The sequence below is a fragment of the Enterobacter sp. BIDMC 27 genome, assembly GCF_000534415.1.
Taxonomy (GTDB): domain Bacteria; phylum Pseudomonadota; class Gammaproteobacteria; order Enterobacterales; family Enterobacteriaceae; genus Enterobacter; species Enterobacter hormaechei_C.
Map to the genome: position 1 here is coordinate 1,516,230 of NZ_KI973178.1, position 13,955 is coordinate 1,530,184.

14 protein-coding genes and 2 tRNA genes are annotated in these 13,955 nt (G+C 56.5%); 11 read left to right on the top strand and 5 right to left on the bottom strand.

The window, feature by feature from the left end; translation table 11 throughout:
- Positions 1 to 6: 6 nt before the first annotated feature.
- The 3 genes from L463_RS15320 to rsmC form a co-directional block, all read right to left on the bottom strand.
- Positions 7 to 92: transfer RNA gene (locus L463_RS15320), tRNA-Leu, on the bottom strand.
- A gap of 28 nt (positions 93 to 120) precedes the next feature.
- Positions 121 to 207, bottom strand: a tRNA-Leu gene (locus L463_RS15315).
- Between the two features lie 144 nt (positions 208 to 351).
- The gene (gene rsmC / locus L463_RS15310) at positions 352 to 1,380 is read right to left on the bottom strand and encodes a 16S rRNA (guanine(1207)-N(2))-methyltransferase RsmC (RefSeq protein ID WP_032103054.1); all 1,029 of its coding nucleotides are present in this window, start codon (positions 1,378 to 1,380) and stop codon (positions 352 to 354) included.
- Between the two features lie 102 nt (positions 1,381 to 1,482).
- Between rsmC and L463_RS15305 the strand changes: the two genes are divergently transcribed.
- From L463_RS15305 to L463_RS15270, 8 genes are all read left to right on the top strand, one after another.
- The gene (locus L463_RS15305) at positions 1,483 to 1,896 is read left to right on the top strand and encodes a DNA polymerase III subunit psi (RefSeq protein WP_023295888.1); all 414 of its coding nucleotides are present in this window, start codon (positions 1,483 to 1,485) and stop codon (positions 1,894 to 1,896) included.
- Positions 1,865 to 2,308, top strand: coding sequence for a ribosomal protein S18-alanine N-acetyltransferase (gene rimI / locus L463_RS15300; RefSeq protein WP_017383836.1), 444 nt, complete (start codon positions 1,865 to 1,867; stop codon positions 2,306 to 2,308). Before L463_RS15305 ends, rimI begins: the two co-directional genes overlap by 32 nt.
- Before the next feature lie 19 nt (positions 2,309 to 2,327).
- A complete protein-coding gene (gene yjjG, locus L463_RS15295; protein WP_017383835.1) occupies positions 2,328 to 3,005 on the top strand; it encodes a pyrimidine 5'-nucleotidase in 678 nt (225 codons plus the stop codon).
- A gap of 92 nt (positions 3,006 to 3,097) precedes the next feature.
- Positions 3,098 to 4,687, top strand: a complete 1,590-nt coding sequence (gene prfC, locus L463_RS15290; protein ID WP_006810210.1) for a peptide chain release factor 3 — start codon at positions 3,098 to 3,100, stop codon at positions 4,685 to 4,687.
- 303 nt (positions 4,688 to 4,990) lie between these two features.
- Positions 4,991 to 5,608: a molecular chaperone OsmY gene (gene osmY, locus L463_RS15285; RefSeq protein ID WP_015572610.1), complete on the top strand. Its 618-nt coding sequence runs from the start codon at positions 4,991 to 4,993 to the stop codon at positions 5,606 to 5,608.
- A gap of 125 nt (positions 5,609 to 5,733) precedes the next feature.
- Positions 5,734 to 5,895, top strand: a complete 162-nt coding sequence (locus L463_RS15280) for a DUF1328 domain-containing protein (RefSeq protein WP_003856556.1) — start codon at positions 5,734 to 5,736, stop codon at positions 5,893 to 5,895.
- 122 nt (positions 5,896 to 6,017) lie between these two features.
- Entirely contained in the window at positions 6,018 to 7,070 is a 1,053-nt protein-coding gene (locus L463_RS15275) for a patatin-like phospholipase family protein (protein ID WP_003856550.1), read from the top strand.
- Entirely contained in the window at positions 7,067 to 7,849 is a 783-nt protein-coding gene (locus L463_RS15270) for a TatD family hydrolase (RefSeq protein ID WP_032103052.1), read from the top strand. Before L463_RS15275 ends, L463_RS15270 begins: the two co-directional genes overlap by 4 nt.
- Here L463_RS15270 and L463_RS15265 read toward each other — a convergent pair.
- Together L463_RS15265 and L463_RS15260 are read right to left on the bottom strand one after the other, a co-directional pair.
- Positions 7,844 to 8,704 (bottom strand): YjjW family glycine radical enzyme activase, encoded by an 861-nt coding sequence (locus L463_RS15265; protein WP_017694551.1) that lies wholly within the window; start codon positions 8,702 to 8,704, stop codon positions 7,844 to 7,846. The genes L463_RS15270 and L463_RS15265 overlap by 6 nt on opposite strands.
- Entirely contained in the window at positions 8,679 to 10,214 is a 1,536-nt protein-coding gene (locus tag L463_RS15260; protein WP_032103051.1) for a YjjI family glycine radical enzyme, read from the bottom strand. Before L463_RS15260 ends, L463_RS15265 begins: the two co-directional genes overlap by 26 nt.
- Before the next feature lie 262 nt (positions 10,215 to 10,476).
- On the opposite strand from L463_RS15260, the gene deoC reads away from it, so the two are divergent.
- From deoC to deoB, 3 genes are all read left to right on the top strand, one after another.
- Positions 10,477 to 11,256, top strand: coding sequence for a deoxyribose-phosphate aldolase (gene deoC / locus L463_RS15255; protein ID WP_003856543.1), 780 nt, complete (start codon positions 10,477 to 10,479; stop codon positions 11,254 to 11,256).
- A gap of 99 nt (positions 11,257 to 11,355) precedes the next feature.
- Positions 11,356 to 12,678, top strand: a complete 1,323-nt coding sequence (gene deoA, locus L463_RS15250; RefSeq protein WP_032103050.1) for a thymidine phosphorylase — start codon at positions 11,356 to 11,358, stop codon at positions 12,676 to 12,678.
- 53 nt (positions 12,679 to 12,731) lie between these two features.
- Positions 12,732 to 13,955: a phosphopentomutase gene (deoB, locus tag L463_RS15245; protein ID WP_032103049.1), complete on the top strand. Its 1,224-nt coding sequence runs from the start codon at positions 12,732 to 12,734 to the stop codon at positions 13,953 to 13,955.

The following is a 13,955-nucleotide window of genomic DNA, read 5'->3' on the forward strand; positions in this document are numbered from 1 at the left end:
CCTCGTTGGTGCGAGGGGGGGGACTCGAACCCCCACATCCTAAGGACACTAACACCTGAAGCTAGCGCGTCTACCAATTCCGCCACCTTCGCCCAGTGCGAGCAATATCAACGTGATTTATGGTGCGAGGGGGGGGACTTGAACCCCCACGTCCGTAAGGACACTAACACCTGAAGCTAGCGCGTCTACCAATTCCGCCACCTTCGCATACCATCGACACTGTAAAAGTATCGTAACCACGGAGGCGCATTCTAGATGTTTTCAGCTTTACGTCAACAGAAAATTGCGCACGTTGTTTTGATTGCTGCAAAAATGGGCGATGGCAGCGTCAGCCATCGCCGGACCGGGGGTTTACTTTTTCGCCTGGCGCGTCATCACGGTGCGATAGACCTTAAAGCGGCCCGTCTGGGCGATCACTTCGTGGAAGCCAAAGGTTTCATCCAGCACTTTCGGGTACGCGAGGAAGGCGTTCGCTACGATACGCAGCTCACCGCCGCTGTTGAGGTGACGGGTTGCGCCACGGATCAGCGTTTGCGCCGCTTCAAGGCTGGTCTCCATTCCGTCGTGGAACGGCGGGTTAGAGATGATCATGTCAAAGCGACCGGACACGTCGGAGAAAACGTTGCTGGCAAACACGTCACCTTCAATGCCATTCGCAGCAAGCGTGGCGCGGCTGGCTTCTACTGCCGGGGCGCTCACGTCACACAGGGTTAAACGCACTTTTGGTGAGTGGCTGGCGAGAACCGTTGACAGCACGCCCGCACCACAGCCGACGTCCAGCACCTTGCCCTTGGTATGAGGCGTCAGGGTGGACAGCAGCAGCTTGCTGCCCGTATCGAGCGCATCACGGCTGAACACGCCCGGCAGGGTTTTAATGGTCAGGCCGTCAAGCTGGTACTCGTCCCAGAAGGCGTCGGCATCGAAGGTGGTCTGTTTTTCCAGACGACCATGGTACAGGCCGCAGCGACGGGCGCTGTCGATTTTCGTCAGCGGCGCCCAGGCTTCGAGCATCTGCTCTGCGCTACGCACCCCGCTGCGGTTCTCACCGACAACAAAAATATCGCAGCCGACCGGCAGCAGAGAAAGCAGGTTCATCAGCTGGAACTGGGCTTCCGGCTTGTTTTTCGGCCAGTAGTAAATGAGCGTATCGCAGTCAGCAATATCGCTCTGCTCCGCCGCCAGGCTAAAGCGCGCGCGCTCGCCCATCTGGCGGCTCAGCACCTGCCAGTGGTGATAGTACTGGGTGTGGGCACGGCTTTCAGCACAGTCGAAACGCGCGGGCAGGTCATCCTGCATATCTCCGGCAAACAGAATACGGCTTTCTTCGAAATCATCACTGTGACGCAGCAAGACTTCACTTGCCGGGGTAAATGCAGACATGAATTGTTCCTCAATAAACTCAGGTGGGGATTATAGTAGGTAGATGGCGCAGTTTCGACACATTTGCTATATTTGCGCGCCTGAGAGACAGGAGTTTTCGCTATGACATCCCGACGAGACTGGCAGTTGCAGCAGCTGGGCATTACCCAGTGGGCTTTGCGTCGCCCGACGGCGTTGCGGGGCGAAATAGCCATCTCCATCCCTGCGCATGTCCGCCTGGTGATGGTGGCAGAAGCGCCGCCTGCCCTGAACGAGCCCCTGATTGAGGATGTCCTTCGCACCCTGAAGGTGACCCGCGATCAGGTATTACAGCTGGCGCCTGAAAGCGTCGCGATGCTTCCCCCTGACAGCCGCTGTAACAGCTGGCGAATCGGGGCGGTGGACGAGCTACCTCTTGAAGGAAGCCAGATCAGTTCGCCAGCGCTGGACGAACTGAAAGCCAACCCAAAAGCGCGTAGCGCGCTATGGCAACAAATTTGCGAATATGAACACGATTTCTTCCCTCACGACGGTTGACCTGACCACCGCGTTCGCGATTGAAACCCGCGCCCATGCCTTTCCGTGGAGCGAAAAGACGTTTGCCAGCAATCAGGGCGAACGCTATTTAAATCTCCGCCTGGACGTTGACGGTGCGATGGCTGCGTTCGCCATCACGCAGGTCGTTCTGGACGAGGCGACGCTGTTTAATATTGCGGTCGATCCCGCTTACCAGCGCCGCGGGCTGGGCAGGGAACTGCTTGAGCACCTCATTCGTGAGCTGGAAACCCGTGACGTTTTCACCCTGTGGCTGGAGGTGCGCGCGTCCAATGTCGCCGCCATCGCGCTCTATGAAAGCTTAGGCTTCAACGAGGCGACTATCCGCCGTAACTACTACCCCACCGCAGAGGGACGTGAAGACGCCATTATCATGGCTCTGCCGATTGGATAACGAAAATAAGGTTGTAACGATGAAATGGGACTGGATTTTCTTTGATGCCGACGAAACGCTGTTTACGTTTGACTCGTTCGGCGGCCTACAGCGGATGTTTCTCGACTATAGCGTGACGTTCACCGCGGAAGATTTTCAGGACTATCAGGCGGTGAACAAACCGCTGTGGGTGGATTACCAGAACGGAGCCATCACCGCGTTACAGCTTCAGCATCAGCGTTTTGACGTGTGGGCTGAACGGTTAAACGTCAGTCCTGGGGCGCTGAACGAGGCCTTCCTGAATGCGATGGCGGATATCTGCGCGCCGCTGCCCGGCGCCGTTTCTCTGCTGGATTCGCTGAAAGGGAAGGTGAAGCTTGGGATCATTACCAACGGCTTTACCGCGCTTCAGCAGATCCGCCTTGAACGCACCGGCCTGCGCGATCATTTCGACGCGCTGGTGATCTCCGAAGAGGTGGGCGTACCGAAGCCGGATCCGCGTATTTTCGATTATGCGCTGGCGCAAGCGGGCAATCCTGACCGCGATCGCGTGCTGATGGTGGGGGATACGGCAGAATCTGATATTCTGGGAGGTATGAGATCGGGCCTGTCGACCGTCTGGCTGAATGCGCATGGCCGCACGCTGCCGGAAGGCATCGAACCGACCTGGACCGTTACATCATTGAACGAACTGGAGCAGCTCCTGTGTAAACAATGATTGCCTGCCCCCTGTTGATGGGTAAAATAGCCGCATTTTTCGTATTCCATGATGCGCGGCCTGCTGCCGCGCTTACCTAAGAAGAATTGATTATGACGTTGTCTCCTTATCTGCAAGAGGTGGCCAAACGCCGCACTTTTGCCATTATCTCGCACCCGGATGCCGGTAAAACGACCATCACCGAGAAGGTGTTGCTGTTCGGACAGGCGATCCAGACCGCGGGTACCGTTAAAGGCCGTGGCTCCAGCCAGCATGCTAAATCCGACTGGATGGAGATGGAAAAGCAGCGTGGTATTTCGATTACCACCTCCGTGATGCAGTTCCCGTATCACGACTGCCTGGTGAACCTGCTGGACACCCCGGGGCACGAAGACTTCTCCGAAGATACCTACCGTACGCTGACGGCGGTGGACTGCTGCCTGATGGTAATCGACGCCGCGAAAGGTGTTGAAGATCGTACCCGCAAGCTGATGGAAGTCACCCGTCTGCGCGATACGCCGATCCTCACCTTTATGAACAAACTCGACCGTGACATCCGTGATCCGATGGAACTGATGGATGAAGTGGAAAACGAGCTGAAGATTGCCTGCGCGCCAATCACCTGGCCGATTGGCTGCGGCAAGCTGTTCAAAGGGGTTTACCACCTCTATAAAGACGAAACCTACCTGTACCAGACCGGTAAGGGCCACACCATTCAGGAAGTCCGCATTGTGAAAGGTCTGGACAACCCGGAGCTGGACGCCGCTGTCGGTGAAGAGCTGGCCGCCCAGCTGCGCGATGAGCTGGAGCTGGTTAAAGGCGCGTCGCATGAGTTCGACAGAGAGCTGTTCCTGAGCGGTGAAATTACCCCGGTCTTCTTCGGTACCGCACTCGGCAACTTCGGCGTTGACCATATGCTCGACGGTCTGGTTGAGTGGGCCCCGCAGCCGATGCCGCGTAAAACCGACACCCGCGAAGTAGAAGCGAAGGAAGAGAAGTTCTCCGGCTTCGTCTTTAAAATTCAGGCCAACATGGACCCGAAACACCGCGACCGCGTCGCCTTTATGCGCGTGGTTTCCGGTAAGTACGAAAAGGGCATGAAGCTGCGTCAGGTCCGTATCGGTAAAGACGTAGTGATCTCCGACGCGCTGACCTTCATGGCGGGCGACCGTTCGCATGTAGAAGAAGCCTATCCGGGTGACATCATTGGTTTACACAACCACGGTACCATTCAGATTGGCGATACCTTCACGCAAGGCGAAATGATGAAGTTCACCGGTATCCCTAACTTCGCGCCAGAACTGTTCCGCCGCATTCGCCTGCGCGATCCGCTGAAGCAGAAGCAGCTGCTGAAAGGCCTGGTCCAGCTTTCCGAAGAGGGCGCGGTACAGGTGTTCCGCCCAATCGCCAACAACGATCTGATCGTGGGCGCGGTGGGTGTGCTCCAGTTCGACGTGGTGGTTGCCCGTCTTAAGAGCGAGTACAACGTGGAAGCGATTTACGAATCGGTGAACGTGGCGACGGCGCGCTGGGTTGAGTGTTCTGACGTGAAGAAATTCGAAGAATTTAAACGTAAGAACGAAGTTCAGCTGGCGCTGGACGGTGGCGATAACCTGACCTATATCGCCCCAACCATGGTAAACCTGAACCTGACGCAGGAACGTTATCCTGATGTTCAGTTCCGCAAAACGCGCGAGCATTAATTTCCTTTCAGAGCACGGCAGCCGCCGTGCTCTTCTTTAATTCCTGTGTTATTAAACCCTTGCGGAATGTTCTTAATTCACCGCAATTTTTCGCTATTCGTTCGTTTTTTCCCCAATTCTGAATGCACCCCTCTGATTGTGATCTATATTTAACTCAGTGTTTAGCACCGGGCGTGGATGAATTAACTGTTCAATGCATGTCCATTGGTTCTCCATTTTGCCCCGGTGTTAATTCGCAATATATAAAACCAAGATTAGGGAAGTATGTCGCCCAAATAATGGGCAAAACACAGGAATAAATCGATGAATATGACAAGACTGAAGATTTCTAAAACTCTGCTGGCCGTAACGTTGGGTAGTGTCCTGGTAAGCGGTTCTGCTCTGGCGGAAACCAGCACCATGGATAAAGCGCAAAATTCCGCCAATACCGCAGGGGAAAAAATCGATAGCTCTATGAATAAAGTCGGTAATTTCATGGATGACAGCTCAATCACAGCAAAAGTGAAAGCCGCACTGGTGGATCACGAATCCATCAAGAGCACCGATATTTCTGTTAAAACCGACAACAAGGTTGTCACCCTGAGCGGTTTCGTTGAAAGCCAGACCCAGGCTGAAGAGGCCGTTAAAGTGGCGAAAGGCGTTGAGGGCGTAAGCTCCGTCAGCGACAAACTGCACGTACGTGACAGCAAAGAATCGTCGGTGAAGGGCTATGCCGGAGATGCAGCAACTACCAGCGAAATCAAAGCTAAACTGTTAGCTGACGACATCGTGCCATCCCGTATGGTGAAAGTTGAAACCACCGATGGTGTGGTCCAGCTGTCCGGTACGGTTGAGAATCAGGCACAAAGCGATCGTGCCGAGTCAATTGCGAAAGCTATTGATGGTGTGAAAAGCGTCAAAAACGATCTGAAAACGAAGTAAAGCAGTACCATTCGCCCGTCAGGCTTAAAACCGCGGGCGAAATAAAAACGATTCTGGAAAAGCCGGTGAGTGACCTGAGCGCTCACGTTTAGCGGCCGACATTAACTATGGTAAAGGAGAGGCTTATGTTTCGTTGGGGCATTATATTTCTGGTTATCGCGTTAATTGCCGCCGCATTGGGCTTTGGTGGACTGGCGGGTACCGCGGCATGGGCAGCGAAAATTGTCTTCGTCGTCGGTATTATTCTGTTCCTGGTCAGCCTGTTTACGGGTCGACGTCGCCCGTAGCAAACGCAATATTTATTAAACAAACTCAAGCCAGTCCTCGTGACTGGCTTTTTCTCGTTTGAGAACCACCGGGGAAGTGCGTTACTGTGTCTCATCAAAATAATGAAAACAGGAAGGCAGAGGTGGGGCAACGAATTCCCGTTACGCTCGGCAATATTGCGCCGCTGACGTTAAAACCGTTTCATGCAGGCCAGCTTGCGCTGGTCTGTGAAGGGGGAGGGCAGCGCGGTATTTTCACTGCTGGCGTGCTTGACGAATTTATGCGCGCACAATTCAACCCGTTCGATCTCTATTTCGGTACCTCTGCCGGGGCGCAGAACCTCTCCGCCTATGTCTGCAACCAGCCCGGCTATGCGCGCAAAGTGATTATGCGCTACACCACCTCCAAAGAATTCTTCAATCCGGTACGCTTCGTACGCGGCGGGAACCTGATCGATCTCGACTGGTTACTGGATGCTACCTCCAGCCAAATGCCGCTGGCCATGGATACCGCGTCACGTCTGTTCGATACCGGCAAAGAGTTCTGGATGTGCGCCAGCCGTGGCGATGACTATTCGCCGGGTTACTTTTCGCCGCAGAAAGAGAACTGGCTGGATATCATCCGCGCGTCCAGCGCGATCCCGGGATTCTACCGCACCGGCGCCCTGCTGGAGGGGATAAGCTATCTTGACGGCGGTATCAGCGACGCGGTGCCGGTACAGGAGGCGGCGCGGCGCGGGGCAAAAACCATTGTGGTGATCCGCACGGTGCCTTCGCAGATGTATTACACCCCACAGTGGTTTAAGCGGATGGAACGCTGGCTGGGCGACAGCAGCCTGCAACCGCTGGTGAATATCGCGAAGCAGCATGAAACCACCTACGGCGCGATGCAGCGTTTTATTGAAAAACCACCGGGCAAGCTGCGCATCTTTGAAATTTATCCGCCTAAGCCGCTGTTGAGCATGGCGCTGGGCAGTCGGCTGCCTGCGTTGCGTATGGATTACAAAACGGGGCGGCTGTGCGGGCGTTACTTCCTGGCGACCGTCGGGAAAATGCTGGCGGAGCAACCGCCTCTTCATCGGCATAAAAGCATCATTTTGCCGCCTGCCGTTGTGGCCAATGACGCGGTGGCGATGCCGCTGGTGGACGCGCCGCAGGCCAACGATGGCTTACTCGATAACGAGGATCTGGCGTGACGCACTGCTTTATCGATACCCATTGCCACTTTGATTTCCCGCCGTTTAGCGGGGAGGAAACATCAAGTATTGCGCGCGCGGCTGAGGCCGGTGTGAGAGCCATTATTGTGCCCGCTATTGAAGCGGCGAGATTCGACAAAGTTCTGGCGCTTGCCCGGGAGCACGATGCGCTGTATGCCGCGCTGGGTCTGCATCCGATCGTTATTGAGCACCATTTTGATGACCATCTCGACAGGCTGGATGCCACGCTGCAAAATGCGGATACGAAGCTGGTTGCCATCGGTGAGATCGGCCTCGATCTCTATCGTGAAGATCCGCAGTTTGAGCGCCAGCAGACGATCCTGGATGCGCAGCTCCGGCTGGCAAAGCGCCACGATCTGCCGGTGATCCTCCACTCCAGACGTACCCATGACAAACTGGCGATGCACCTGAAGCGTATCGACGTGCCGCGCAGGGGCGTGGTCCATGGTTTCGCTGGAAGCCTTCAGCAGGCGCAGCGTTTTATTGAGCTGGGCTATAAGATTGGCGTCGGTGGCACCATTACCTATCCGCGTGCCAGCAAAACCCGTGATGTGATGGCGCAGCTCCCGCTGACCTCGCTCCTGCTGGAAACGGATGCGCCTGACATGCCGCTGAATGGTTTTCAGGGCCAGCCCAACCGCCCGGAGCAGGCGGCGCGCGTTTTTGATGTGCTGTGTGAGCTGCGTCAGGAGCCTGAAGATGTGATTGCCAGAGCGCTGCTGGAAAACACCCGCGCGGTCTTCGGCATCACGCTATAAATAAAGGGCCGGGCGGATCACCGTGATCTGCTGCCGTTCCAGGGCCTGCGCCAGCGGCTCGATGTCCTCCGGCGTGGCGCTCCGCCATCGCGCCGCCTCCCCGTAAACCCCATGAGCATGAAACGCGTTGATCCGCACAGGAACGTTCCCCAACGCGTGGATAAAAGCGGTCAGCGATGGCAGATGGTGCAGATAATCACACCGAGCGGGGATCACCAGCAGGCGCAGCTCCGTCAGGCGATGACGATCGGCCAGCCAGCGGATGCTCTGCTTGATCTGCGTGTTTTCGCGCCCGGTCAGAAAACGGTGATGTTCATTGCCCCAGGCTTTCAGATCCACCATCGCGCCGTCAAACACCGGTAACAGCTTTTGCCAGCCGGTTTCGCTTAACAGGCCGTTGCTGTCCACCAGGCACGTCAGATGGCGCAGGGACGGATCGGCTTTGATCGCGGTGAACAGCGCAACCAAAAACGGCAGCTGCGTGGTGGCCTCACCCCCGCTGACGGTCACGCCCTCAATAAACGGCGCGGACGTGCGAACCCGGGAGAGGATCTCCTCGACGCTATAGCGCTGCGCCATCGGCGTCGCCTGCTGCTGACACAGGTGCAGACAGGTGTCGCACTGCTGACAGTGACTCTCCTGCCACCAGACGCGCCCGGCCTGAATTGCCAGCGCATCATGAGGACAGTGGGGAACACAGTCGCCGCAGTCGTTGCAGCGCCCTATCGTCCACGGGTTGTGGCAGGTTTTGCAGCGCAGGTTACAGCCCTGGAGGAACAACGCCAGGCGGCTGCCCGGCCCGTCCACGCAGGAGAAGGGTATGACCTGACTAACTAAAGCGCATCTGCTGTTCATGGCTTATCACGCGCGGCTGACGTTCCAGAATACGGGTATTGCGCGCGGCCTCCTCGCCGAGCCAGGTGGTGTTGGTGCGCGAGCCGGCCTCCCGGTATTTCTCCAGATCGGAGAGCCGCACCATATACCCGGTGACGCGCACCAGGTCGTTTCCGGCTACATTCGCGGTGAACTCACGCATACCGGCGTTGAACGCCCCCAGGCACAGCTGCACCACAGCCTGAGGATTGCGTTTAACCGTTTCCTCCAGGGTGAGAATATCGCTGATCCCCGAATGATAGTGTTTATGATGCGGCGCCACGGCCAGCAGGTGGCTGACAGGGTCCGGTTCGTCGCCGTACGGCAGACGTGCGCCCGGCGTGGTGCCAGAATCGGAACTGATCCCAGACTGGGCATGCAGCATCGCGCGGTGCTGCCAGCCGTGTTTCACCGGCGTGTTTTCAACAAACGCCGCAAGCTGTTCACTGATGCGGTAGCCCAGCGCATTGGCCTGTTCGTTCTTACCGTAACGTCCCGTAATGCCTGCTTTCTCGCACAGCACATTCACCGCTTCGGCCAGACCGTACATGCCAAACATCGGCACAAAGCGATCGGCATCAATCAGCCCCTCTTTCACCAGGAAGCTATTCTCAAAGAAGCCGGATTGTTCATATAAAAAATCGCAGCGCGCATTGATGATCGCGATTTGTTGCTGGCAGTAGTGTGGCAGGGTACGGGTGAAAAAGTCTTCCGGTGAGCGGCTGTGTTCCGCAATCGCTTTCAGGTTAAGGCGCACCAGCGTGCTGCCGCCGCCCGCCAGCGGCAGGGAGTTGTAACAGCTCACCACGCCATAGCGACCTTTTGTGAAAATTTTATCATTCACCGGGCCATTAGAAATATGCGGTTTACTACATTCACAAATGTTTTCCGCCACGCTCAGCAGCAGATCGCCGGGGGTTACATCCGGGTCGTAGATAAAGGTCAGGTTCGGCGCAACCTGCTTCAGTTCTGCATCCGCACGAAGGATGGCTCGGGTGACAGGCGTATCCGCCGGGCCGATATTGGCATGCATAAACGCATCGGGCAGGGTTCTGTCCAGGTAACGCCAGAAACGTTTTATTCGGCTATCGATTTCATCCTGTGTTAGAATTTTAACATAGGGGCTGAGTATCTCATCGAGCTGGCCCAGATAGACCGGCATTGATGTGACGGACGGAACATGGTGATAAAGGATAGTGAGCAGCGAGAGGGCATCATCCAGATCTTTAGCCCCTTCCAGCTCCAGCCATTCTGAGCCGTTAGCCAGAAATTTAGCGTAGTCCGGCAGCACGTAGCGCGGTTTGTAAGGCGCATGGCCTTCGAACATGTCGCAGATGAATCCCTCGTCCAGCGCGGCGCGGGCCGCCTCTGGCAGAGCGGGATAGGGCAGATTGTTCTCCGCTTCCAGCGCCAGAAAATGACGTTTTTGTTCCGGGGTTAACACCGGGCTGGTCACAATGTGCTGGCAACGTTGTTGCAGGGCGTCGGGCATGTTCACTTCCTTGGTTGTTCTGCGGATGGTGAACGAATTGTAGGAAGCCAGCCTGGTGGCGCTTTTGATCAGAACGGGGATATCGCCGATTTAGTCAGCAATTAACGCACTAAAATTTGAAGAAGATCTCATTACAGTAATGCAAATTTGCACACAGTTTTCATTAACTGTGATGAATGTCGAAGTGTGGATGCGGGTGAATGTTAGAATACTCACAGACCCGCAAGGTAAAATTTATACGGCACTGCCGTTGGAGAATGTTATGACCGATTTAACTGCAAGCAGCCTGCGCGCGTTGAAACTGATGGACCTGACCACCCTGAACGATGACGACACCAATGAAAAAGTCATCGCCCTGTGCCATCAGGCGAAAACGCCAGTGGGTAACACCGCCGCCGTCTGTATCTATCCGCGCTTTATCCCGATTGCCCGCAAAACGCTGAAAGAGCAGGGCACGCCGGACGTGCGCATTGCCACCGTAACTAACTTCCCGCACGGCAATGACGATATCGAGATCGCGCTGGCAGAAACCCGCGCGGCGATTGCGTACGGCGCAGACGAAGTTGACGTGGTATTCCCGTACCGCGCGCTGATCGCCGGCAACGAGCAGGTCGGTTTTGACCTGGTGAAAGCCTGTAAAGACGCGTGTGCGGCGGCAAACGTGCTGCTTAAAGTGATCATCGAAACCGGCGAGCTGAAAGAAGAGGCGCTGATTCGTAAGGCGTCTGAAATCTCCATCAAAGCGGGCGCGGACTTCATTAAAACTTCTACCGGTAAAGTGCCGGTCAACGCTACTCCGGAAAGCGCACGCATCATGATGGAAGTCATCCGTGATATGGGCGTGTCCAAAACCGTTGGCTTCAAACCGGCGGGCGGCGTGCGTACCGCGGAAGACGCGCAGCAGTTCCTGGCGATTGCCGACGAGCTGTTCGGCGCCGACTGGGCTGATTCCCGCCACTACCGCTTCGGCGCGTCCAGCCTGCTGGCCAGCCTGCTGAAAGCGCTGGGTCACGGTGACGGTAAGAGCGCAAGCAGCTACTAAGTTGAATTGCCGGGTGGCGCTACGCTAACCCGGCCTACAGGATCGTAGGGCGGGTCAACATATCCGCCGCCATTCACCCGATTCCGCATGGAGGTTACCGTGTTTCTCGCACAAGAAATTATTCGTAAAAAACGTGATGGTCATGCATTAAGCGACGAAGAAATCCGCTTTTTTATCAATGGCATTCGTGATAACACCATCTCTGAAGGGCAGATTGCGGCTCTGGCGATGACCATTTTCTTCCACGATATGTCGATGCCTGAGCGCGTGTCGCTGACCATGGCGATGCGAGATTCAGGAACCGTTCTGGACTGGAAAAGCCTCAACCTCAACGGCCCGATTGTGGACAAACACTCCACCGGCGGCGTGGGCGACGTGACCTCCCTGATGCTCGGCCCAATGGTGGCGGCCTGTGGCGGTTACATCCCGATGATTTCCGGGCGCGGCCTGGGTCATACCGGCGGTACGCTCGACAAACTGGAAGCCATTCCGGGCTTCGATATCTTCCCGGATGACAACCGCTTCCGCGACATTATTAAAGACGTTGGCGTGGCGATTATCGGCCAGACCAGCTCTCTTGCTCCGGCTGACAAGCGTTTCTACGCGACGCGTGACATTACCGCGACCGTAGACTCCATCCCGCTGATCACCGCCTCTATCCTTGCCAAAAAACTGGCGGAAGGTCTGGATGCGCTGGTGATGGATGTGAAAGTGGGCAGCGGCGCGTTTATGCCAACCTATGAACTCTCTGAGGCGCTGGCCGAAGCGATCGTTGGCGTCTCCAACGGCGCGGGCGTGCGCACCACTGCACTGCTGACGGACATGAACCAGGTGCTGGCCTCCAGCGCCGGTAACGCGGTTGAAGTCCGTGAGGCCGTGCAGTTCCTCACAGGCGAATACCGTAACCCGCGCCTGTTCGATGTCACCATGGCGCTGTGCGTTGAGATGTTAATCTCCGGCAAGCTGGCCAAAGACGACGCGGAAGCCCGCGCGAAGCTTCAGGCGGTGCTGGACAACGGCAAAGCGGCGGAGATCTTTGGTCGGATGGTGGCGGCGCAGAAAGGCCCGACCGACTTCGTGGAAAACTACGCGAAATACCTGCCCACCGCGATACTCAGCAAAGCGGTCTATGCGGACAGCGAAGGCTTTGTCTCGGCTATGGATACCCGCGCGCTCGGCATGGCTGTTGTGTCTATGGGCGGTGGTCGTCGTCAGGCATCGGACACCATTGATTACAGCGTCGGCTTTACCGATATGGCCCGTCTGGGCGACAGCGTTGACGGCCAACGTCCGCTGGCGGTGATCCACGCGAAAGATGAAGCCAGCTGGCAGGACGCGGCGAAAGCGGTGAAGGCGGCAATATCTCTTGACGATAAAGCACCGGAAACCACACCGACGGTCTATCGTCGTATCACTGAATAGCGGTATACTGATCTGATCGCATTTTTATGAAGCACTAAGTACGGAGAACAATTATGAAACGTGCATTTATTATGGTGCTGGACTCATTCGGCATCGGCGCAACCGAAGATGCAGAACGATTTGGTGACGTGGGTTCCGATACCCTGGGTCACATCGCGGAAGCCTGTGCAAAAGGCGAAGCGGACAACGGTCGTAAAGGCCCTCTGAACCTGCCAAACCTGACCCGTCTGGGGCTGGTAAAAGCGCATGAAGGCTCTACCGGTAAGATCGCAGCCGGTATGGACGGTAACGCGGAAGTGGTGGGCGCCTACGCGTGGGCGCACGAGCTCTCTTCCGGGAAAGATACTCCGTCCGGCCACTGGGAAATCGCCGGCGTGCCGGTGCTGTTTGACTGGGGCTACTTCTCCGATCACGAGAACAGCTTCCCGCAGGAGCTGCTCGATAAGCTGGTGAAGCGCGCCAACCTGCCGGGCTACCTCGGCAACTGCCACTCCTCCGGTACCGTGATTCTGGATCAGCTCGGCGAAGAGCATATGAAAACCGGCAAGCCGATTTTCTATACCTCTGCTGACTCCGTGTTCCAGATCGCCTGCCATGAAGAGACGTTTGGCCTGGATAAACTGTACGAGCTGTGCGAGATCGCCCGTGAAGAGCTGACCGAAGGCGGCTACAACATTGGCCGCGTTATCGCGCGTCCGTTTATCGGCGACAAAGCGGGTAACTTCCAGCGTACCGGCAACCGTCACGATCTGGCCGTGGAGCCACCGGCGCCGACCGTGCTGCAAAAACTCGTCGACGAGAAAGACGGCCACGTGGTTTCCGTGGGTAAAATCGCGGACATTTACGCCAACTGCGGCATTACCAAAAAGGTCAAAGCGACCGGTCTGGATGCGCTGTTCGACTCCACCATCAAAGAGATGAAAGAAGCGGGCGATAAGACCATTGTCTTCACCAACTTCGTGGACTTCGACTCCTCCTGGGGCCACCGTCGCGACGTCGCCGGGTATGCTGCGGGTCTGGAGCTGTTTGACCGCCGTCTGCCAGAGCTGATGGAGCTGGTGGGGGAAGATGACATTCTGATCCTGACCGCTGACCATGGCTGTGACCCGACCTGGACCGGTACCGACCACACCCGTGAGCATATTCCGGTGCTGGTGTACGGCCCGAAAGTCAAACCGGGCTCGCTGGGTCACCGTGAAACCTTCGCGGACATCGGCCAGACGATTGCGAAATACTTTGGTACGTCTGACATGGAATATGGCAAGGCTATGTTCTAA